This window comes from Janibacter sp. A1S7, assembly GCF_037198315.1.
In the GTDB taxonomy this organism is placed as follows: domain Bacteria; phylum Actinomycetota; class Actinomycetes; order Actinomycetales; family Dermatophilaceae; genus Janibacter; species Janibacter alittae.
This window is the reverse complement of record NZ_CP144913.1, coordinates 2,261,101-2,281,311: the sequence shown is the minus strand read 5'-3', so window position 1 is coordinate 2,281,311 and position 20,211 is coordinate 2,261,101. Positions and strand designations below refer to the sequence as shown.

The 20,211-nt window shown below is 71.2% G+C and carries 23 protein-coding genes; 11 read left to right on the top strand and 12 right to left on the bottom strand.

From position 1 onward, the window contains the following. Positions 1-72 precede the first annotated feature (72 nt). Both V1351_RS10940 and V1351_RS10935 read left to right on the top strand, forming a co-directional pair. A complete protein-coding gene (locus V1351_RS10940; RefSeq protein ID WP_338748185.1) occupies positions 73-735 on the top strand; it encodes a TVP38/TMEM64 family protein in 663 nt (220 codons plus the stop codon). Continuing rightward, positions 728-1,369 (top strand): CDP-alcohol phosphatidyltransferase family protein, encoded by a 642-nt coding sequence (locus V1351_RS10935; RefSeq protein ID WP_338748184.1) that lies wholly within the window; start codon positions 728-730, stop codon positions 1,367-1,369. The genes V1351_RS10940 and V1351_RS10935 overlap by 8 nt, the downstream gene beginning before the upstream one ends. Positions 1,370-1,400: 31 nt before the next feature. Here the strand turns inward: V1351_RS10935 and V1351_RS10930 are convergent, their stop codons facing one another. The 4 genes from V1351_RS10930 to V1351_RS10915 form a co-directional block, all read right to left on the bottom strand. Next, positions 1,401-2,867, bottom strand: a complete 1,467-nt coding sequence (locus V1351_RS10930) for a dihydrolipoyl dehydrogenase family protein (RefSeq protein WP_338748183.1) — start codon at positions 2,865-2,867, stop codon at positions 1,401-1,403. Continuing rightward, on the bottom strand, positions 2,864-3,142 hold the full coding sequence (locus V1351_RS10925) for a zf-HC2 domain-containing protein (protein ID WP_338748182.1): 279 nt from the start codon (positions 3,140-3,142) through the stop codon (positions 2,864-2,866). The genes V1351_RS10930 and V1351_RS10925 overlap by 4 nt, the downstream gene beginning before the upstream one ends. Next, positions 3,139-3,702, bottom strand: coding sequence for an RNA polymerase sigma factor (locus V1351_RS10920; protein ID WP_338748181.1), 564 nt, complete (start codon positions 3,700-3,702; stop codon positions 3,139-3,141). The genes V1351_RS10925 and V1351_RS10920 overlap by 4 nt, the downstream gene beginning before the upstream one ends. Positions 3,703-3,772: 70 nt before the next feature. Next, a complete protein-coding gene (locus V1351_RS10915) occupies positions 3,773-4,840 on the bottom strand; it encodes an NAD(P)/FAD-dependent oxidoreductase (protein ID WP_338748180.1) in 1,068 nt (355 codons plus the stop codon). A gap of 94 nt (positions 4,841-4,934) precedes the next feature. Between V1351_RS10915 and V1351_RS10910 the strand changes: the two genes are divergently transcribed. The 5 genes from V1351_RS10910 to V1351_RS10890 all read left to right on the top strand — a co-directional run bounded on the left by V1351_RS10910 (position 4,935) and on the right by V1351_RS10890 (position 11,344). Beyond that, on the top strand, positions 4,935-6,653 hold the full coding sequence (locus V1351_RS10910) for an ABC transporter (RefSeq protein WP_338748179.1): 1,719 nt from the start codon (positions 4,935-4,937) through the stop codon (positions 6,651-6,653). After that, positions 6,650-8,305 carry a GTPase family protein gene (locus tag V1351_RS10905; RefSeq protein WP_338748178.1) on the top strand — a complete coding sequence of 552 codons (1,656 nt, stop codon included), beginning with the start codon at positions 6,650-6,652 and terminating at the stop codon, positions 8,303-8,305. The genes V1351_RS10910 and V1351_RS10905 overlap by 4 nt, the downstream gene beginning before the upstream one ends. Before the next feature lie 132 nt (positions 8,306-8,437). Next, the gene (locus V1351_RS10900) at positions 8,438-9,001 is read left to right on the top strand and encodes a single-stranded DNA-binding protein (RefSeq protein ID WP_338752523.1); all 564 of its coding nucleotides are present in this window, start codon (positions 8,438-8,440) and stop codon (positions 8,999-9,001) included. Positions 9,002-9,049: 48 nt separating this feature from the next. Beyond that, complete coding sequence (gene ettA / locus V1351_RS10895; protein WP_338748177.1) at positions 9,050-10,732, top strand: energy-dependent translational throttle protein EttA; 1,683 nt, start codon at positions 9,050-9,052, stop codon at positions 10,730-10,732. A gap of 6 nt (positions 10,733-10,738) precedes the next feature. Continuing rightward, entirely contained in the window at positions 10,739-11,344 is a 606-nt protein-coding gene (locus V1351_RS10890; RefSeq protein WP_338748176.1) for a pentapeptide repeat-containing protein, read from the top strand. Between the two features lie 12 nt (positions 11,345-11,356). On the opposite strand, the gene V1351_RS10885 is transcribed toward V1351_RS10890, so the two are convergent. Beyond that, a complete protein-coding gene (locus V1351_RS10885) occupies positions 11,357-12,295 on the bottom strand; it encodes a DUF1731 domain-containing protein (protein WP_338752522.1) in 939 nt (312 codons plus the stop codon). Then, on the bottom strand, positions 12,295-12,894 hold the full coding sequence (locus tag V1351_RS10880; protein WP_338748175.1) for a TetR/AcrR family transcriptional regulator: 600 nt from the start codon (positions 12,892-12,894) through the stop codon (positions 12,295-12,297). Before V1351_RS10880 ends, V1351_RS10885 begins: the two co-directional genes overlap by 1 nt. Before the next feature lie 83 nt (positions 12,895-12,977). Between V1351_RS10880 and V1351_RS10875 the strand changes: the two genes are divergently transcribed. The 4 genes from V1351_RS10875 (at position 12,978) to moaA (ending at position 16,154) form a co-directional block, all read left to right on the top strand. Beyond that, positions 12,978-14,132: an acyl-CoA dehydrogenase family protein gene (locus V1351_RS10875; protein WP_338748174.1), complete on the top strand. Its 1,155-nt coding sequence runs from the start codon at positions 12,978-12,980 to the stop codon at positions 14,130-14,132. Positions 14,133-14,230: 98 nt separating this feature from the next. Next, positions 14,231-14,722 carry a MogA/MoaB family molybdenum cofactor biosynthesis protein gene (locus V1351_RS10870; protein ID WP_338748173.1) on the top strand — a complete coding sequence of 164 codons (492 nt, stop codon included), beginning with the start codon at positions 14,231-14,233 and terminating at the stop codon, positions 14,720-14,722. Further along, positions 14,722-15,156 carry a molybdenum cofactor biosynthesis protein MoaE gene (locus V1351_RS10865; RefSeq protein ID WP_338748172.1) on the top strand — a complete coding sequence of 145 codons (435 nt, stop codon included), beginning with the start codon at positions 14,722-14,724 and terminating at the stop codon, positions 15,154-15,156. Before V1351_RS10870 ends, V1351_RS10865 begins: the two co-directional genes overlap by 1 nt. Then, positions 15,156-16,154 (top strand): GTP 3',8-cyclase MoaA, encoded by a 999-nt coding sequence (moaA, locus tag V1351_RS10860; protein ID WP_338748171.1) that lies wholly within the window; start codon positions 15,156-15,158, stop codon positions 16,152-16,154. Before V1351_RS10865 ends, moaA begins: the two co-directional genes overlap by 1 nt. Before the next feature lie 24 nt (positions 16,155-16,178). Here the strand turns inward: moaA and V1351_RS10855 are convergent, their stop codons facing one another. Genes V1351_RS10855 through V1351_RS10830 form a run of 6 tightly spaced genes read right to left on the bottom strand, consistent with a single transcriptional unit; the run spans position 16,179 to position 20,197 of the window. Then, complete coding sequence (locus V1351_RS10855) at positions 16,179-16,421, bottom strand: MoaD/ThiS family protein (RefSeq protein ID WP_338748170.1); 243 nt, start codon at positions 16,419-16,421, stop codon at positions 16,179-16,181. Then, entirely contained in the window at positions 16,418-16,702 is a 285-nt protein-coding gene (locus tag V1351_RS10850) for a DUF6457 domain-containing protein (protein ID WP_338748169.1), read from the bottom strand. The genes V1351_RS10855 and V1351_RS10850 overlap by 4 nt, the downstream gene beginning before the upstream one ends. Beyond that, a complete protein-coding gene (gene mobA, locus V1351_RS10845; RefSeq protein WP_338748168.1) occupies positions 16,699-17,319 on the bottom strand; it encodes a molybdenum cofactor guanylyltransferase in 621 nt (206 codons plus the stop codon). Before mobA ends, V1351_RS10850 begins: the two co-directional genes overlap by 4 nt. Continuing rightward, positions 17,316-17,795 (bottom strand): cyclic pyranopterin monophosphate synthase MoaC, encoded by a 480-nt coding sequence (moaC, locus tag V1351_RS10840; RefSeq protein ID WP_338748167.1) that lies wholly within the window; start codon positions 17,793-17,795, stop codon positions 17,316-17,318. Before moaC ends, mobA begins: the two co-directional genes overlap by 4 nt. After that, positions 17,796-19,028, bottom strand: coding sequence for a gephyrin-like molybdotransferase Glp (glp, locus tag V1351_RS10835; protein WP_338748166.1), 1,233 nt, complete (start codon positions 19,026-19,028; stop codon positions 17,796-17,798). It abuts the gene before it with no gap. Next, positions 19,025-20,197, bottom strand: coding sequence for a ThiF family adenylyltransferase (locus V1351_RS10830; protein ID WP_338748165.1), 1,173 nt, complete (start codon positions 20,195-20,197; stop codon positions 19,025-19,027). The genes glp and V1351_RS10830 overlap by 4 nt, the downstream gene beginning before the upstream one ends. Positions 20,198-20,211: the final 14 nt, after the last annotated feature.

Sequence of the window (20,211 nt, the reverse complement as noted above, 5' to 3'; positions counted from 1 at the left end):
ATCGGGAACACTTCGAGGTGCTCGGGGACTTCCCGGGGTAGCACACCCGTTCATCACGAGTCAGGACCACCCATGGGGAACATCGCGCGGGTCAAGGCCGTGGTGCTGGTTGTCATCCTGCTCGGCCTCGTCCTCCTTGCGCTCGTACTGGGAACCCCGGACATCGCGGCCATCAGGTCACAGGTCGCGTCGGCCGGTGCCTGGGGACCTGTGATCTTCTTCGCGCTCTACGTCGTCCTGGCGCTGGTTCCCAGCCCCAAGGCCTTGCTGACGATAGCGGGTGGAGCCCTCTTCGGTCTGTGGTCCGGGGCCGCGCTCTCCCTGGCCGGCGCGCTGGTCGGCGCCGTCATCTCCTTCGGCCTGGGCAGGGCGCTCGGCCGGGAGGCGGTGGACCGGCTCACACGTGGCCGGGTCGAGCGGGTCGATGCCCTCCTGAGTGCCCACGGGTTGTCGGCGGTCCTGCTGGTTCGGCTGGTGCCCCTCGTCCCCTTCGACGTCATCAACTACGCCGCCGGGCTCACCGGGGTCAGGGTCCGTCACTACGTGCTGGGGAGCGCCGTCGGGATGGTTCCCGGCTGCTTGGCCTACGCGGCCCTGGGTGCCTACGGCTCCGACCCGTGGGGTCTGGGCGCTGCCCTCTCCGCGTTGGTCCTGCTCATCGCGGCAGGAGGCTGGTGGGCACGACGGTTCAACGCGCCCGTCGAGCCGGTCGGGCAGGAGCGGGCCGGTGTTTGATGCAGCCGCCCGACGACTGCTGGACCGGCCCTTGTCCGGGGTGGCCGGGCTCGTCGACCGTCCGGGAGTGAGCCCGAACGGGCTGACCCTGCTCGGTCTGGCCACCGGTCTGGCCAGTGCGGTCACCGCTGCCGGACACCTGTGGTGGTGGGCGTTGGGACTGTGGTTGTTCTCCCGTCTGATGGATGGTCTGGACGGCCCCCTTGCGCGGCGGCGTCACGCGGCCGCCCCCGATCGCCCGCAGGTGGGCCCACCCTCGCAGGCCGGTGGCTTCCTCGACATCACGGCTGACTTCGTGGTGTACGGCGCCACCGTCATCGGAGTGGCCATCGGCGCGACCGGCCAGTTCGACGTCGATTGGTTGCCATTCCTCTTGGTTCTCTTCGCCTACTACATCAACGGCGCGGCCTTCTTGGCCTTCTCGTCCATCGCTGAGCGGACCGGGCGTCAACGCGACGACGGGCGCTCGCTCAGCTTCCTCGGGGGTCTCGCCGAGGGCGCCGAGACCATCGCCGTGCACGCGCTGTGGCTGATCCTGCCGGCGTACGCCGGCACCATCGCCACGGTGTGGGCCGTGGTCGTCGGGGTCAGTGCCGCCCAGCGCATCGTGGGCGGCTTCCGTGATCTGGGGTGAGAGCACGGGTCTCCGGTCGCCGTGGCCCGGTTCAGGCCGCCCGCTGCACCCACCAGCGACGAGCCCGCGCGAGCACCCCGACGGCGCGGCGGGCGGTGGGTCGCGCGAGCTGGTCCAGCACGTCGGAGACCGCGGCATTCCAGGGCCCGTCGTTGTACGTGGGATAAGGGTGGGTCACCCCGGCGAGATCGCGTGTGGTCAGCCCGCGGGTGATCGCCAGGGTCAGCTCACCCACGGTCTCGCCCGCCCGCGGGCCGACCACGGTGGCACCGAGGACGCGACCGCGCCGGTCGACCACGAGCCGGGAAACGCCGTCGACCGAGCCCTCGGCCACGGCTCGGTCGACGTGGTCGTGGGACCAGGCGACGCGGCGCAGACCGGCCGCAGGGGTGTCGGTCGAGAGACCGACGGCGGCAACCTCTGGATCGGTGAAGGTCACCCTCGGCACCGCAGTCAGGTTGACCTTGCGGCGGACCCCCAGGACCGCGTTCGAGGTAGCCATGCTCGCGTGCGCACCGGCGGTGTGGGTGAACTGGGGATGACCGGTCAGGTCCCCGGCGGCCCAGATGTGGTGATTGGTGGTGCGCAGGAGGTCGTCGACGACGACGAAGCCGTGCCCATCGACCTCGACCCCCGCAGCGTCCAACCCGAGGTCGCTGGTGCGGGGGGCTCGTCCGACGGCCACGAGGAGACGGGTGAAGGGGACCTTGCGTCCGCTGCCGAGATGCAGGATCCCGGACCCTCCGCCGGTGGGTTCGACCACCTCGACGCCGGACCCGGTGTGCAGCTCCACCCCGTCGCCGACGAGGGCGCGAGCGAGTGCCTCGGCGGCTGCAGGATCCTCCCGCGGAAGGATCCCGGACGCACCCTCGACCACGGAGACCCGGCTGCCCAGACGGGCGAACGCCTGACCCAGCTCGCAGCCGATGCTCCCGCCGCCGAGGACCACCAAGTCGGCCGGGAGCTCATCCAGATCCCAGACGGTCTCGCTCGTCAGGTGCTCCACGTCGGCAAGGCCGGCGATGCCCGGGATCGCCGGGGCGGCGCCGGTGGCCACCAGGGCCTGGCGAAAGGCCACACTCGCCCCGTCGATGTCCGCAGAGTTCCTTCCGGTGAAACGGGCCGTGCCCTGCCTGACCACCACCGAGGACTTCTCCAGTGCCTCGACGGAGTCGACGGGGGCGATGTGGTGGATCGCCGCACGCACGTGTTCCATCACCTGCGCGAAATCGACGCGGACCTCGCCCACGTCGACGCCGAACCGCTGTGCGGTGCGGGCCGTGGCGGCGACGGACGCGGCCGCCAGGAGTGCCTTGGACGGGACGCAGCCCGTCCACAGGCAGTCTCCTCCGGTGCGCTCCTGCTCCACCAGGAGCACGCGGGCACCCAGACGCGCGGCAGTCTTCGCGCCGACGATCCCGGCCGTGCCACCGCCCACGACGAGCAGGTCCCACGGATCGTCCTCGGCGGGTGCGGTACCGGTGCGGTCGGTGCTCATGCGTGGTCCTCCGTGTTGATCGTGGACAAGAAGTCCCGGATGCGTTGGACCGACCGGGGGTCGACGTTCATCCCGCCCGACCACACGGACAACGCGCGGTGCAGCGCACGGTGCTCGGTGACGACCCGGGTGCACCGTGCGCAGGTGGCCAGGTGCCCTTCCAGGCGCGAGATCTCCCCGGGCGTGAGCGGGGCGGCGGGATCAGCATCGAGATAGCGCTGGATGCGGCGCGCGGACCAGTGACAGGTCAGCATCTGCCGCAGGGTCCCTGTCATGACAGGCCTCCTCGAACGAGTGGACTCGACTTCAGTGACCTGCGCACGCGCTGGCGCGCCCGGCTCAGACGTGACATCACCGTGCCGACGGGGGTGCCCAGGATCGCGGCGGTCTCGGCATAGCTGAGATCGTGGACGTCGACGAGGATGAGCGTTGCCCGGAAGCGGGGGTCGAGCGCGCGGATGGCGGCGGCCAGGTCCTCGTGCAGCCACTGGTCGACGACGTCGTCCTCGGCGCTGGGCAGTTGCGAGCGTCCGAAGGCCGGCTGTGCGGCGTGGACGAGCTCCCAGTCCCCGATGGTGCCCGGCCGTCGACGACGGTGCATGTTGGCGTTCGTGTGACGCAGGATCGTCAGCAGCCACGCCCGTGGATGCCGACCGTCGAAACGGTCGACCGCCCGGTACGCGCGCAGCAGGGTCTCCTGGACGAGGTCCTCGGCATCGGCCGGGTTCGCGGTGATGGATTGCGCCACCCGCAGGAGGATCTCGATCTCGGGCTCCACCCACTCCCGGAAGCGGGCCTTCCGAGGCGCGCTGTCCTGGGGCTGGAAGTCACTCACGACTGGGTAACCCGCTGCAGAGTCGCATTCCTTCCCGGTCTGTCGAACCGGTGTTGCTCGGCCGTGGTCATCATCGTCGATGGGCCGTCAGCCACCGGTCATCGATGCGGCGCTTGAGCCGGAGTGCGCCGGCGCCGTACCACCACCAGCGTCCCCGGACGGCGAGCCCCACGCCGCCACCGAGGTCGAGGATCGACAGCGGACGACGTCGTGGCCTGTACTCCGGCAGCTCGCGGCCATGGATCCGTGCCAGCAGGCTGTGGTGCAGCACCGGCCCCTGACGCACTCCGTGTACTCCGAGCCGGGGCAGCGGGTGGGGGAGGAAGCGAGCGCAGTCTCCCGCGGCGTAGATCCCGTCCCGGTGCGTGTGCTGGAGGGGGACGCCGCGCTCGTCTGCCAGTCCCGGAGCGTCGAGCACGGGAGGCGCCGACAGGCCTGTGGCCAGGACCGCGACGTCGTGTGCCAGCTCCCGCCCGTCACCACAGACCAGACCTCGCTCGCCGACCTCGTGAACGGCAGATCCGGTGTGGAGGGCCACACCCCGCCGCTCGAGGAGGTGCAGCACCCGGTGGCGGGCGCCGGACGGCAGGTCCGCCCCGATGACGGGGCCGGCCTCGACGAGGTGGACCCGTCCCACGCCCCACCGGACCGCCAGGTGGGCAGCCAGCTCGATACCGGTGGCGCCCCCGCCCACGACGGTGACGGTGGCCGCAGAGCGGGGCGACGCCGCCAGTCGGGCGCCCAGCTCCAGCAGCGCGGCCACGGGTTTCACCCGCACGACGCTCGGATGAACCCGCATGCCGCGTGGCGCGACGACGCTGCCGATGTTGAGGGAGAGCACGTCATAGTCGAAGCGGGCACCATCCGCGCCGGTGGCGACCCGCCGCTGCGGATCGAGAGAGGCCAGTGTGCTCTCGTGGAAGTCCACACCAGCGACGGCGAGGGCCCGCACATCGACCCGCCCCGCGCCACGAGGCAGATCCCCGACGGCCGTCGCCGAGGCGACCGCGCTGTAGTCGAGGTACCGCGGTGCCAGGAGACGGACCTCGTACCCTGCGGCAGTCAGCTCGTCGGCGTGCCTGATCAGGTGAAGGTGCGCATGGCCGGCTCCCACCAGCAGTGCCTTTGTCGGTGCCATGCTCCTGATCCTGACACCTTCGGTCCCCGACACCCGCGTCCGAAGGCGCGCAGCGGATTCCGGGGGGACGCACCGTGCTGGATAAGGTGGGCGCATGGCGGACACGACGGCAGGGCAGGTCGGCCTCGACGACATGCTCGCGCGGGTCTCGGAGCTCCGTGACGAGGTCGAGCGCAGTGACCTCCGCCTCGACCTGGCGTCCACCCGCCAGGCGCGCCGGGAGCGTGCCGCGCTCCTCGACCAGCTCGACGACTACGTCATCCCGCGGCTGTCGTCGATCGACGCGCCCCTGCTCGCCGTCGTCGGCGGATCGACCGGTGCCGGCAAGTCGACGCTGATCAACTCCATCCTGCGCCGCGAGGTCTCACGCTCGGGCGTGCTGCGACCGACGACGACCAGCCCCGTCCTCATCCACCACCCCGATGACGAGCCGTGGTTTCGCGACGGGCGGATCCTCCCTTCGCTCGCCCGCGTCACCGGGGGCGATGCCGAGCCCCAGCCGGGCACCGTGCGCCTGGTCGCCTCGCAGGACCTCCCGGTCGGGATGGCCATCCTCGACGCGCCGGACATCGACTCCGTCGTGTCGGCCAACCGCGAGATGGCTTCCCAGCTGCTGGCAGCCGCCGACCTGTGGCTCTTCGTCACGACGGCGGCGCGCTACGCCGACGCGATCCCGTGGCGACTGCTGCGCCAGGCAGGTGACCGGGGGACCGCCGTGGCGCTCGTCCTGGACCGCGTCGACCGCCCGGGGATGGAGGAGGTGCGTTCCCACTTGGTCGAGATGCTGCGTGAGCAGGGGATGGGCACCGCGCCGGTCTTCACCGTGCCCGAGGCCGACCTCGACGCCCGGGGATTCGTCCCGGAGGCGGACATCGCTCGGGTGCGCGGTTGGCTCACCGCGCTCGCCCGTGACCAGAGGGCCCGCAGCATCATCATCCGTCAGACGCTCGAGGGTGCCCTGCACTCCCTCGAGGGCCGGCTCGACGTACTCGTGGCTGCCACCCGAGCCCAGCGCGAGGAGGTCGGCGCTCTGGCCAAGGTCGCCTACGACGCGTACGACCGGGCCGAGGAGAGCGTCACCGAGGGGATGGAGGACGGACAACTCCTGCGTGGCGAGGTCCTGGCCCGGTGGCAGGAGTTCGTCGGCACCGGTGAGTTCTTCCGCAAGGTGGAGAAGGGGGTCGCCAGGATCCGCGACCGCGTCACCGCCTCCGTGCGGGGCCCGGAGCCGACCGCCGAGCTCGACGAGGCACTGCAGACCGGCGTCACCGCCCTCCTGTTGGCAGAGGCCGACACGGCGGCGGCGACGATCGCGCGCACCTGGCGTGGCACGGAGGCCGGCCCCGTCGTCCTCGATGAGCACCCCGGGCTGGCCCGGTCGTCGCGGGGCCTCGAGGAGGACGTCGAGCGACTGGTGCGCAACTGGCAGGATGACGTCCTCGACATCGTCCGGTCAGAGGGGGGCAACCGCCGCACCAACGCGAGGGTCGCCGCCTACGGCGTCAACGGCATCGGACTGTTCCTCATGCTCGTCTCCTTTGCCCACACCGGTGGTGTGCTCGTCGCCCCCGAGGTCGCGATCGCCGGCGGAACCACCGCCCTGGCGCAGAAGGTGCTGGAGGCGATCTTCGGCGACCAGGCCGTGCGTGAGATGGCCACGAAGGCCCGCACGCTGCTCCTCGAGCGCGTCGACGACCTCTTCACGGCAGAGCGCGGGCGCTACACCGAGGTGACGGGTGAGCTGACCGCCAGCGAGGCACAGATCCGCCGCCTGCAGAAGGCCGTCACCGCCGTCGAGGAGGGGCTGCGATGAGTCCGCTGCCCTCCCTTCGCCGGAAGGATGCCTCCGCGCTCGCGGCGGAGGAGATCTCCGCCCGGGCCGACGCGCTGGCCCGCGCCCTGGCCACCGCGGGCGCGCGCCTCGAGCCCGGCCCCGCCGCTTACGCACGTGAGGTCGTCGGGAAGGTCTCCCAGCGGTCCGCGCTCGTGGGCGGACACACCGTGGTCGCGCTTGCCGGGGCGACCGGGTCCGGCAAGTCCTCCCTGTTCAACGCCCTGACCGGCGCCGAGGCCGCCACGGTCGGTCTGCGCCGCCCCACGACCTCCACCCCGACGGCTGCCGTGTGGGGTGACGAGCCGGCCGGCGAGCTGCTCGACTGGCTCTCCGTCGGCGCCCGCCACCAGGTCGCGACGTCCGACGACGGCGGCTTGGCCGGTCTCGTGCTCGTCGACCTGCCCGACTTCGACTCCCGCGAGGAGTCGCACCGGCTGGAGGCACGCCGGGTCCTGCAGCTCGTCGACGTCTTCGTCTGGGTCACGGACCCGCAGAAGTACGCGGACGCCGTCCTGCACGACGACTACGTCAGGGTGCTGCGCGAGTACGGCGCGGTCACCCTCGTCGTCCTCAACCAGGTCGACCGCCTGCCGCCGGGTGGGCAGGAGCAGATCACCGCCGACCTCACGCGGTTGCTCGAGCGCGACGGACTGGAGCACCACGAGGTCATCGGCACCTCGACCGTCTCCGGAGCCGGGATCGAGGGGTTGCGTACCCACCTGCAGAGCGCCGTGGAGCACGCTGACGCCGTCCGGTACCGGCTGGCCGCCGACCTGCGTACCGCGGTCGACGGCCTGGGCGACTCCGTCGCGGACACGCAGGAGGGAGTCTCCGATCGCGCTCGCGACGAGCTCATCGACGCCTTGTGCCGCAGCGCCGGCGTCCCGACCGTCGTGGATGCCGTTGCCCGTGACTACCGCCTCGAGTCGTGGGCGCGCACGGGCTGGCCGTTCACCCGGTGGGTCCGAACCTTCCGGCCGGCCCCGTTGAAACGGCTGCGACTCGGCCATGACGATGCGCACGCGCCGGAGATCACCGAGCAGGACATGCGTGCCGTGCTGGGCCGCTCCTCGATCCCGCCACCCGCACCGGCTGCCCGGGCGGCGGTCGACCTCGCCGCACGACGCATCGGGACCAGCGCGGGAGAGGGACTTCCGACCCGATGGGCGGATGCCGTCGCCGACGCCGCCCGACCGGGCGAGCACGACCTCGCCGACACCCTCGACCAGGCCGTCCTCACGACCTCCCTGCGGGCGCGCACGCCGATGTGGTGGCCGATCTTCGGGGTGCTGCAGGTCGTCTTCGCCCTGGCCGCGGTGGTCGGTCTGGTCTGGCTCGTCGTGATCGGGGCGGCCGGGTGGCTGCAGCTGCCCGAGATCCCGACCCTCGACGTCGGCCCCTTCGCCACCCCCTTTCTGCTGCTCGTCGGTGGGTTGCTCGCCGGTGTGCTCCTCGCCGCCCTGTCGCGGTGGCTGGCCCGAGTCGGAGCCCGCAGGCGCGCTGCCGTGATCAGGGGGCGACTGCGGGAGTCCATCGGGCGGGTGGCGGACGAGCACGTCGTGGAGCCGGTGCACCGGGTGCTTGCCGAGCACGCGGACACCCGCTCGGACCTGCGCCGCGTCCTCGGCTGAGGATCCACAAGGTCGCCTGATCCTCCGGCGCGGTCCACAGCCACGCACGAGGCATGGTCCGGTCTCCGCCGGCTCGCGAGGGTGGTTCCCACGAGCCCACCGGCCGAGGTGGGCGGGAGAGAGGACCACGTGATGAATGAGACCGAGCTGACCGTCGCCGGGCGCCTCGTCGCCGACCCCGAGCACCGCACCACCCGGGCAGGGGTGCAGTTCACGACCTTCCGGCTGGCCACCAATGCTCGTCGCCGCAATCGCGAGGGCGTCTTCGTCGACGGCCCGACGAGCTACTACAACGTCGCGACCTACCGGTCGCTGGGCATGAACTCGCACACCTCGCTGCACAAGGGTGACCCGGTCGTCGTCCGCGGCCGCCTGACGATCAACGACTTCCAGCGGGCCGACGAGTCGTGGGGCTCGTCTGCCGACATCGACGCCTACAGCGTCGGTCACGACCTGACCTTCGGCACGACCGCGTACGCGAAGTCGGGCCGTGGCAGCGATCCTGCCAAGGAGGCGGCCGGTGAGGGCGGGTACACCCGGATGAAGGAGCGGCTCGAGGAGGGCGATGCCCAGAGCTGGGGGCTGCCCCCGGTGCCGACCGGGGTGAGGGAGATGACCGAGGAGACGGGGGAGTCCCGGACCGTCGCGGGGACCTCGTCCGAGGAGCCGGAGGAGACGGAAGCACTGCCTGCGTGAGGTGCGGCGCGATTCGGGCATGGAGGCAGGAGTGGATAGCCTGCCCCCATGGCCGACTACATCTACACCATGGTTCGTGCGCGCAAGGCGCACAACGAGAAGGTCATCCTCGATGACGTCTCGATGTCCTTCTACCCCGGAGCCAAGATCGGGATGGTTGGGCCCAACGGGGCCGGCAAGTCGACCATCCTGAAGATCATGGCCGGGCTCGACCAGCCGAGCAACGGCGAGGCGAGCCTCAAGCCGGGGGCCACGGTGGGCATCCTGCTGCAGGAGCCGCCGCTGAACGAGGAGAAGACCGTCCTCGGCAACGTCGAGGAGGGCGCCGGCGAGATCAAGGCCAAGCTCGACCGCTACAACGAGATCTCCGAGGAGATGGCCGACCCCGACGCGGACTTCGACGCGCTCATGGAGGAGATGGGCAAGCTCCAGGAGGACATCGACCACGCCGACGCGTGGGACCTGGACTCCCAGCTCGAGCAGGCGATGGACGCGCTGCGCTGCCCGCCGCCGAACGAGCCGGTCACCCACCTCTCCGGAGGTGAGCGCCGCCGTGTCGCACTGTGCAAGCTCCTTCTGCAGAAGCCCGATCTGCTGCTCCTCGACGAGCCCACCAACCACCTGGACGCCGAGTCGGTGCTGTGGCTCGAGCAGCACCTCGCGAACTACCCCGGCGCCGTCCTCGCCGTCACGCACGACCGGTACTTCATGGACAACGTCGCCCAGTGGATCGCCGAGGTCGACCGCGGTCGGCTCTACCCCTACGAGGGCAACTACTCCACCTACCTGGAGAAGAAGCAGGAGCGTCTGCAGGTCCAGGGCAAGAAGGACCAGAAGCTCGCCAAGCGTCTGCAGTCCGAGCTCGAGTGGGTTCGCTCCAACGCCAAGGCCCGGCAGACGAAGTCCAAGTCGCGTCTGGCGCGTTACGAGGAGATGGCCGCTGAGGCCGAGCGCACCAAGAAGCTGGACTTCGAGGAGATCCAGATCCCGCCGGGCCCGCGTCTGGGCAGCAAGGTCATCGAGGTCGAGGGCCTGAAGAAGGGCTTCGACGAGCGGGTGCTCATCGAGGACCTGTCCTTCAGCCTGCCGCGCAACGGCATCGTCGGCATCATCGGCCCGAACGGCGTCGGCAAGACCACGCTCTTCAAGACCATCGTGGGCATCGAGGAGCCGGACGCCGGCACCGTCGACATCGGTGACTCGGTCCAGCTGTCCTACGTCGACCAGAGCCGCGCGGGCATCGATCCGGAGAAGAACGTCTGGGAGGTCGTCTCCGACGGGCTCGACTTCATCCAGGTCGGCAATGTCGAGATCCCCTCGCGCGCCTACGTCAGCCAGTTCGGCTTCAAGGGGCCCGACCAGCAGAAGAAGGCCGGTGTGCTCTCCGGTGGTGAGCGCAACCGCCTCAACCTCGCGTTGACCCTCAAGCAGGGCGGCAACGTGCTGCTGCTCGACGAGCCGACCAATGACCTGGACGTCGAGACCCTCGGCTCGCTGGAGAACGCCCTGCTCGAGTTCCCGGGCTGTGCCGTGGTCATCTCCCACGACCGGTGGTTCCTCGACCGCGTCGCGACGCACATCCTCGCCTACGAGGGCACCGAGGCCGACCCGGCCAAGTGGTACTGGTTCGAGGGCAACTTCGAGGGCTACGAGGCCAACAAGATCGAGCGCCTCGGTGAGGACGCCGCGCGGCCGCACCGCGTGACCTACCGCCGCCTCACCCGCGACTGAGTGTCCATGCGGTCCTTGGTCGAGCAGATCGACGGCCGCTCGAGCGTCGTCGACGAGGTGCTCACCGGAGATCTCGGCGACGGTGAGCGCCTCGCTGGTGTCGAGCTCGTCGGGTGCACGCTGCGCGATGCGAGCTGGGCCGGAGCCACCCTCGCCGGGGTCCACTTCGAGCGCTGCACCGTCGAGCGGGTGGATCTCTCCCGGGTCTCCTTGCCCGACTGCGTCATCGACGCGTGCACCTTCACCGGGTGCAAGGCGCTGGCCACCTCGTGGTCGACGATGCGCGCGCCCGTGATCTCGCCGGAGCCGTCGGGGTGGCTCGACTGCCAGCTGTCGATGGGCAGCTTCAGCGGCCTTGACCTCGCCGGGTCGCGCTTCGAACGGTGCGTCCTCGCCGACGCGGACTTCGACGGAGCGACCCTGACGGACGTCGTGGTCGAGGACTGCTCGCTGGCCGGCGCCCGCTTCGTGCGCGCCGACCTGCGCGGCGCCGACCTGCGCGGCGCGCGCGACTACGTCATCGACGTGCGTGAGACCCGGGTCGAGGGCCTCCGGGTCGACCGGACCGGAGCGCTCGGGCTGCTCACCCCCTTCGCCGTCTCCGTCGAGTGACAGCGGACGGGATCAGCCGTAGATCTGGGTCAGGGCGGAGTCGATGTCCGGGTGCTCGAAGATGAACCCGGCGTCCGCCAGGAGCGCCGACGTGCAGTGCCGACCGGTGAGTGCGAGGGCCGGGTCGCTCCGCAGCGCGAGCGCGCCCAGGCGCAGCAGCGGTGCGGGAGTCGGCGGTGCGGGGGGTCTGCGCAGATGGCGTCGCAGGGCGGCCATCAGGTCGGCATTGCGAAGGGGGTGGGGCGCCGCCGCAACGAGAGGCCCGTCGGGGAAGCTCACCTGCGGATCGAGACCGAGCGCGGCGATGGCCACCCGTACCCAGTCCTCGTGATGGATCCAGCTGAACCACTGCCGGCCGGAGCCCACCCGCCCGCCGAGGCCTGCGCGCGTCAGCCGCGCGAGGATCCGCAGCGCAGGAGCGTGCCGGTCGAGCACGATCGAGGTGCGCAGCAGCACGAGGCGGTCGGCCTGCGCCCCGTTGGTCGCCTCCTCCCAGGGCCTGGCCACGCCGGTCATCTGCGGCAGACCCGGGTCAGGCAGGGCTGTGGACTCGGTGACGCGCTCCTCTGCGGTGTCGGACCAGATCGCGGTCGTGGAACCCTGCACCCACGCCACGAGCGGACGCTCGAGCTGGCGAGAGGCCGCGACGAGCGCCCGGGTGGAGTCGACGCGGGAGCGGCGCAGCTCGGCGATGTTCGTCGGAGTCGGGCGCACGTCGACGAGCGTGCCGGCGAGGTTGACCAGGGCGACGCCCGCCTGGTCCGGCGTGCTGAGTGCCTCGGTCCAGGCTCCGAGGGTGCGTCCGTCCCAGACGGTCTGCCCGAAGGGCAGCCGTGGGTCCACCCGGCGAGTCAGGACGCGCACGTCATGGCCGCGTTCGACGAGCCGTGCCGCGAGCAGCCGCCCGAGGGACCCGGACCCGCCGGCGATGACGACGCGGGGCAGAGTCATCACGCCCCCACGAGCCGCAGCACGAGCCGCCCGTAGTCGGCGCCGATGTCCTGCGGGGTGCGCCTGACCCCGGGGTGGTACCAGCGCGCGACGTCCACGACCAGGGACAGTGCCGCCAGGGCCGTGACCCGGGTGTCCTCGACGCTGAACTCCCCGGACGAGACGCCATCGGTGATGATCCCCTCGACGACGCCGTCGATCTCCCGCCGCAGGGTGAGGACCTCACGCTGGTGCTCCGGTGAGAGGTGGCGGAACTCGTACTGGACGATCCGCGCGACCTGGTACTGCTGGGCATGCCATCGGGCGAAGGCCGAGATGACCTCCTGCAGGGCGTCGGTGGGAGAGCCCGCCTCACCGGCAGCGGCCGCGAGGGCATCGCGCGCTCCCTCGTGTCCGACCCGGCTGAGCTGGAAGAGCAGGTCCTCCTTGCTCGCGAAGTGCACGTAGACCCCGGCGGGGGACAGCCCGGCGCGCGAGGCGATGTCGCGGGTCGTCGTGGCGTGGAAGCCCTTGTCCGCGAAGGCGTCGGCGGCCGCCTCGAAGAGGCGCACGACCGTTGGGTTGTCGTGCGCGGGCAGGGATGGTGTCGGCGCCGTCACGTTTGACAGCATGCCCGCCCGGAGTAAGACTAAGCAAGCGCTTAGCACAAGTTTCGGCACGTCAGTGCCAGAGAGGTGGGCTCATGCCCCGCAACATCTACGAGGAGGACCACGAGTCCTTCCGTTCCTCCGTCCGGGAGTTCGTCGAGCGCACGCTCGTCCCCCGAGCCGAGACGATGATCGCCGAGCACACCATTCCTCGTGAGGTGTGGCTGGAGGCCGGCAGGCAGGGCTTCTTCGGGCTGACCATCCCGGAGGAGTACGGCGGTGCCGGCATCGACGACTACCGATTCAACGCCGTCCTCGGCGAGGAGCTGGCGAAGTTCAACGCCGCGACGTCGTCCTGCTTCGGCATCCACTCCGACATCACCGCGCCGTACATCGTCGCGCTGGGCACGCCGGAGCAGAAGCAGCGGTGGCTGCCCGAGGTGGTCACCGGTGAGAAGATCCTGTCCATCGGCATGACCGAGCCGTCCGGCGGCTCGGACCTCGCCGCCCTGAAGAGCACGGCGGTCAAGGCCGACGACGGCTCCGGCGACTGGATCATCAACGGCTCCAAGACCTTCATCACCAACGGCTACCAGTGCGACCTCGCCGTCGTCGCCGTGCGCACGGACCCGGCCAAGGGGGCCAAGGGCATCTCGCTGTTCGTCCTGGAGAAGGAGGACGCGGGCTTCACCAAGGGCAAGCCGCTGGACAAGGTGGGCCAGCCCGAGTCGGACACCTCGGAGCTGTTCTTCGACAACGTCCGGGTCTCCGGCGACCGTCTGCTCGGTCCCGAGGGCATGGGCTTCATCTCGATGATGCAGAAGCTGCCGCAGGAGCGCCTGGGCAATGCGGTCGGCAACATCGCCAATGCGCGCCAGATCCTCGAGGAGACGATCGAGTACACCAAGGAGCGCAAGGCCTTCGGCCAGCCGATCGGGACCTTCCAGCACAACAAGTTCAAGATCGCCGAGCTGGTCACCAAGATCGAGGTCTCCGAGGCCTACATCGACGCCTGCGTGGTCGCGCACTCCGAGGGAACGCTCACCGCGGTCGACGCCGCCAAGGCGAAGTGGTGGGCCGGTGAGATCCAGTGCGACGTGCTCGACGAGTGCGTCCAGCTCCACGGGGGCTACGGCTTCATGAACGAGTACCGTGTCGCCCGCGCGTGGAAGGACGCCCGCGTCCACAAGATCTGGGCCGGCACGAACGAGATCATGAAGGAGCTCATCGGCCGCGACCTGGGGCTCTGAGAACCTCGTCGGGGAGTCACCCCCGCGCTGCGGCGAGCCCGTGGTCGGGGCTTGAAGTCACCTGAGACACTGGAGGGACCCGAGCGAAGGGAGCCCTGGTGAGCGCCAAGGCCCATGTCGTCACCGTCTCCGACGGAGTAGCGAGCGGAACCCGGGAGGACGTCTCCGGCGACCTCGCCACCGAGCGCCTCACCGAGGCCGGCTACGAGACCTCTGCCAGTGTCGTCCCCGACGGGGCTGACGAGGTCGAGCAGGTCCTGCGCGCCACCCTGGCGACCGGGGTTCAGCTGGTCATCACCTCGGGCGGCACGGGGGTGTCTCCGCGCGACCGGACTCCCGAGGGCACCGTGCCGGTCATCGATCGTCAGGTCCCGGGGCTGGCCGAGCTGGTCCGTGCCGAGGGAACGCGGCACACCCCCTTCGCCTCCCTCTCCCGCGGTCTCGTGGGCGTCGTCGACGTCGGTCCCGACCGTCCCGGTGCCCTCGTCATCAACCTCCCCGGCAGCCCGAAGGGGGTCAGCGAGGGGCTCGACGTCCTCCTGCCCCTCGTGGGTCACATCCTCGACCAGTTGTCCGGAGGGGTGCACTGATGACCCGTACCGCGTGGATCTCCACCGAAGCGATCGACCTGGCCGCCATGCTCGCGAGCGTTGACCGGCCCACACACGGTGCGGTCGCGAGTTTCGTCGGGCAGGTCCGCGACCACGACCCCGAGGCCGCGGGAGAGGTCGTCGCCCTGCGCTACACCTGCCACCCGGACGCCGGACGGTTCATCGAGGAGGTCGTCGCGCGGACCGTCGCGGAGCACGACTGCGGGGACGAGACGGACGTCGCCGCCACCCATCGCATCGGCGACCTCGACGTCGGGGACCTGGCGCTCGTCGTCGTCGTCGGCAGCGCCCACCGTGATCTCGCCTTCACCCTCTGCCGCGCCGTCGTCGAGGCGATCAAGCACGAGCTGCCGGTCTGGAAGCAGCAGTTCGACGTCGACGGCTCCCACGTATGGTCAGGAATGAGTTGCTGATGACCCGCCCACTGATGGACACCCACGGCCGTCTGCACCGAGATCTGCGGATCTCGTTGACCGACAAGTGCAACCTGCGATGCACCTACTGCATGCCCGCTGAGGGCGTGCCGTTGCTCCCCAAGCAGGAGCTGCTGACCACCGAGGAGCTGCTGCGGGTCGTCGGCATCGCCGTCGACGCGGGGGTCGAGGAGGTACGCCTGACCGGTGGTGAACCGCTGCTGCGTCCCGACGTCGTCGACATCGTCGCCGGTATCTCCGCCATGGAGGGTGGGGCCGGGCCGGTCGAGGTGTCGATGACGACCAATGCCATCCGTCTGCCGAAGCTGGCCGAGCCGCTGCGCCGGGCGGGCCTGTCGCGCGTCAACATCAGCCTGGACACCCTGGATCCGGACAGGTTCAAGCAGATGAGCCGCCGGGACCGGTTCGAGGACACGATGGCCGGCATCGACGCCGCGGACGAGGCCGGCTTCCACCCGGTGAAGATCAACACCGTCCTGATGCCGGGCTTCAACGACGACGAGCCGGTCGAGCTGCTGCGGTGGGCGTTGCGGCGGGGGTTCGAGCTGCGCTTCATCGAGCAGATGCCGCTCGACGGCGGGCACGAGTGGCAGCGCTCGACCATGATCACCGGCGCGCAGATCCTGGCGAAGCTGCGCACCGAGTTCACCCTCACCGAGGTGCCCGGTCGCGGTGCTGCGCCCGCCGAGTTGTTCCACGTCGACGGCGGCCCGGCGCGGGTCGGGGTCATCGCGTCGGTGACGATGCCCTTCTGCGGGGCGTGCGACCGGCTGCGCCTGACCGCGGACGGTCAGCTGCGCTCGTGCCTGTTCGCGCGGGGTGAGACCGATCTGCGCTCCCCGCTGCGCGGCAACGACGACCCCGACGAGATCGTCGACCTGATCCACTCCTGCTTGGCCGGCAAGCGGCCCGGCCACGGCATCAACGAGCCCGGCTTCCTCCAGCCGCCGCGGCCGATGAGTGCCATCGGCGGCTGAGCCTCACCCCCCGGCACCGTGTCATCAGCCTCCGGCGAAGGGGGGAAGCACGTCGATCGTGTCGCCCGCCTGCACGGGAGTGGAGTGGTCGTCCACGTAGCGACCTGCGTGCAGGACCGAGCACCGCGGCAGCACCTCGGTGAGCCGGTCGCCGTGGGCGCGTTCCGCGGCCGCGAGGATGTCCCCGACGGTCGCCCCGTCGAGCTGCTCCTCGTCCGTCCCGGCGGCCTCGGCCGCTCCGGCGAAGTATCGAACCCGTGCCATCATGCACCGTCCTTGCGTGGTTGGTCCTTGATCGTCGCGGCGATGGCCCGCCGCATCGACTCGAGGTCCACGGGTCGACCCTGGGCCTCGAGGTACCCGACCGCGACCCCGAGGATGTAGGCGCCCACGGGGGCCATCGGCCGTTCGAACCCGTGCGCGATCTGTCGGGTGAGGACGTGGATCCCGGGGACGTCGACCGACTCGGGCTCGATGCCCACCGCCGCGCAGGCGTCCTCGATCCAGTCCGCCCAGCGAGCCTCCTCGGCGTCCAGGTCGGTCATCATCGCCCCTCCATGTGCTCGACCCAGCGGGCGTGGTCGGTCCAGGTGTCGATGTCGGCCACGTCCTCGTCGCCGGCGGGGACGGTCACGAGGGTGGACTCGGCGAACAGGCTGCGCATCGACCGGTCGCGCGGACTGTCGAAGCGGGCGAGGGCCCGCTGCAGGGAGGCGGTGCGGTGGATGCCGAAGAGCCACTGGGGGCGTCCTGTCGAGTCGGCGAGGCACCAGCCGTCGTGCTCGTCGGTGTCGATGGCAGCCGTGCGCTGGGCGTGGGCCCAGGCGGCGATGAGGCGGCCGAGTGCCGGTAGCGGGTCGGCGAGGTCGCAGGCGAGCAGTACGGTCCAGTCGGCCGTCGGGCTGGTCGTGGCCAGGACGTCCAGCCCTGCGGCGACACCGGCGACCGGTCCGCCGAGGGGCGGGTCCTCGACCGTGCGGTGCACCCCGTCGGGGACCTCGACGTCGCCGACGACGACGATCTCGCGGGCGTCCGAGACGGCGACGAGGACTGTGTCGACGAGTCGGCGTCCGCCGAGCTCGACATCGGCTTTGCTCACACCGCCGAGGCGTCGTGCGGCGCCGCCGGCGAGCACCACGGCATCGAAGGGATCCACGGTACTCACGCGTCCTCGCGCCGCCAGGTGCCGCTGCGGCCGCCCGTCTTCTCCAGCAGACGGACATCGGTGATGTGCGCGCTGCGGTCACGACCCTTGACCATGTCGATGACCGAGAGGGCGGCGACGGTGACGCTCGTGAGCGCCTCCATCTCGACCCCGGTGCGGTCTGCGGTGCGCACCGTCGCGGTGATCTCGACACCGCTGTCGGTGACCCGGAGGTCGACGACCGCCCCGTGCACACCGATGACGTGCGCGAGCGGGAGCAGCTCCGGGGTCTTCTTCGCCGCCTGGATGCCGGCGATGCGCGAGACCGCCAGCACGTCCCCCTTCGGCACGGCTCCGTCGCGCAGGAGGGCCACGGTCTCGGGGGAGGTGACCACGCGTCCGGCGGCGGTGGCGGCGCGCACGGTGGGCGTCTTGTCGGTGACGTCGACCATCCGGGCATTGCCCCGGTGGTCGAGGTGGGTCAGCGGATGGTCCATCTACAGGCTCCTGATCTGGACGAGGTCGCCGGCGGTGACCTCGTCGGTGTCCTCGGGCACGATCGCCATGGCGTGGGCACCGGCGAGGGAGGTGACCATGTGCGAGGCGGAGCCGCGCCGATGGGTCGGCGTCGCGAGCAGGCGTCCGGTCTCGTCGCTGGTCAGCTCCACCGGGACGAACTGGCGCCGGCCGGCGGGCGAGTGCCATCCGGTGGCGGCGACGGCGGTGGTCGGACCATCAGGTCGACGTCGCCCCAGCAGCCGGTCGAGGACGGGCCGGCCGAAGACCTCGAAGGAGATCGCGGTGCTCACGGGGTTGCCGGGGAAGGCGAGGACCGGCACGCCGTTCCACCGGGCCCACCCCTGTGGCTTGCCCGGCTGCATGCGCACGTGCCGGAAGGTGCCCCCGGCGGAGCGCTCCAGCACGATGCGCGAGACGTCGAAGGCCCCGACGCTGACCCCGCCGGTGAGCAGGACGAGATCGGCTCCGTCGGTGAGCGCGTCGAGACCCCTGGTGAAGCCGTCGGTGTCGTCGGCGAGCACCACCGCGCTGCTGACCTCGGCACCGAGCTCGGTGAGGGTGGCCGCGAGGTGGGTACCGTTCGACTCGAAGATCTGTCCCCGTTGCAGGCTCCCACCCGGGGCGACCAGCTCGTCCCCCGTCGCCGCGACGGCGACCACCGGTCGCCGGCGCACCGTGACCGTCCCGGTCCCAGCGGCGGCGATGCTGCCCAGGACGCGACCGGTGACGGTGGTCCCCGCGTCGGCGATGACATCGCCGGCACTGACGTCCTCACCGGCGCCGCGTACGTGGCGCCCTCGCTCGGGTGCCTCGGTGATCGTCACGAGCTCGGTCCCGGCGTCGGTGAGCTCGACGGGAACGATCGTGTCCGCGCAGCCGGGGACGGGAGCTCCGGTCATGATGCGCACGCACTGACCGGGCTCGAGTCGGGGGTCCTCCCCGGAGCCGGCGGCGACGTCCGCGACGACCTGCAGGCGCACCGGTGGATCGCCCAGGTCGTCGTGTCGAACGGCGTAGCCGTCCATTCCGGAGTTGGCGAAGGCGGGCACGTCGCCGACGGCATGCACCGGCTGAGCGAGGACCCGGCCGAGGGCCTGCGCCAGCGGGACGTCCTGCGTCCCGGGGATCGCTCCCGCTCCGTCGAGCAGGTCGCCCAGCAGCTCGTCGAGGTACTCCTCGACCGTGAGCAGGGTGCGTCGGGTGGTGGTCATCGCGTCTCCACCTCGTGGGGGACGGGCGTGGACCAGGCGAGCATCCCGCCCTCGAGGACGAAGAGCCGCTCGTAGCCACGGGCGCGCAGGGCGGTGGCGGCCAGCTCGGCGCGTGGACCGGCGCGGCACACGAGCACGACGTCCCGGTCGGTCGGGACGGCCGCGCTCGAGTCAGCATCGGCCGTGAGCGTCGAGACGGGGATGTGCGCGGCGCCCGGGACGACCCCGTCGGCCAGCTCGTGGGCGTCCCGTACGTCGAGGACGAAGGGAGCATCGGCTCCCTCAAGTCGGCTCGCCAGGTCCGTGGGGGAGACGAAGGGGGTGACGCCACCATCCGGCGCTGCCACCGGAGTCGGCCCCGCAGGTCGGGGGGGCCGGGGTGGCGCGTGCGTGCGCCCGGTACGCGCGGCCAGGGGGATCTCCCGCTGGGTCGCGGCGAGGACGTCGATGAAGAGCACCCGACCGAGCAGCGATCGGCCGACGCCGGTGATCAGCTTGATCGCCTCGGTCGCCATCATCGAGCCGACCTGCCCGACGAGGGGGCCGACGACTCCCGCGTCGCCGCAGGCGGGGACCGTGCCCGGCGCGGGTGGCTGCGGGAACAGGTCGCGCAGACCGGGGGCCGCGACGCCCTCGGGCGCACTCGGCCAGAAGACCGTCAGGTGCGCCTCGGTCCGGTAGACCGCCGCCCACACCAGGGGGACCCCGAGCTCGGCGCAGGCGTCGGCCACGGCGTACCGGGTGTCGAAGTTGTCGCTGCCGTCCAGGACGAGGTCGTGGTCGGCCAGGATGTGTGCCGCATTGGCGGCACCCAGGTGGTCGCGCACGCCGGTGACCTCGACGTCCGGGTTGAGCGCCCGCACCCGCTCCAGCGCGCTGTCGACCTTCGCGCGCCCGACGTCCGCGGACGCGTGGATGACCTGACGCTGCAGGTTCGTCTCGTCGACGAGGTCGTCGTCGATGACGGTGATCGAGCCGATGCCTGCGCCGGCGAGGTAGAGCAGCGACGGCGAGCCCAGCCCGCCGGCGCCGACCACGGCGACCCGGGACGCCAGCAGGCGGCGTTGTCCGAGCTCGCCGATGGTCGGCATGAGCAGGTGACGCGAGTACCGGCTGACCTGCTCGCTGGTCAGCGCCGGACCCGGGTCGACGAGGGCTGACAGGGTCATGTCCCGACCGTAGT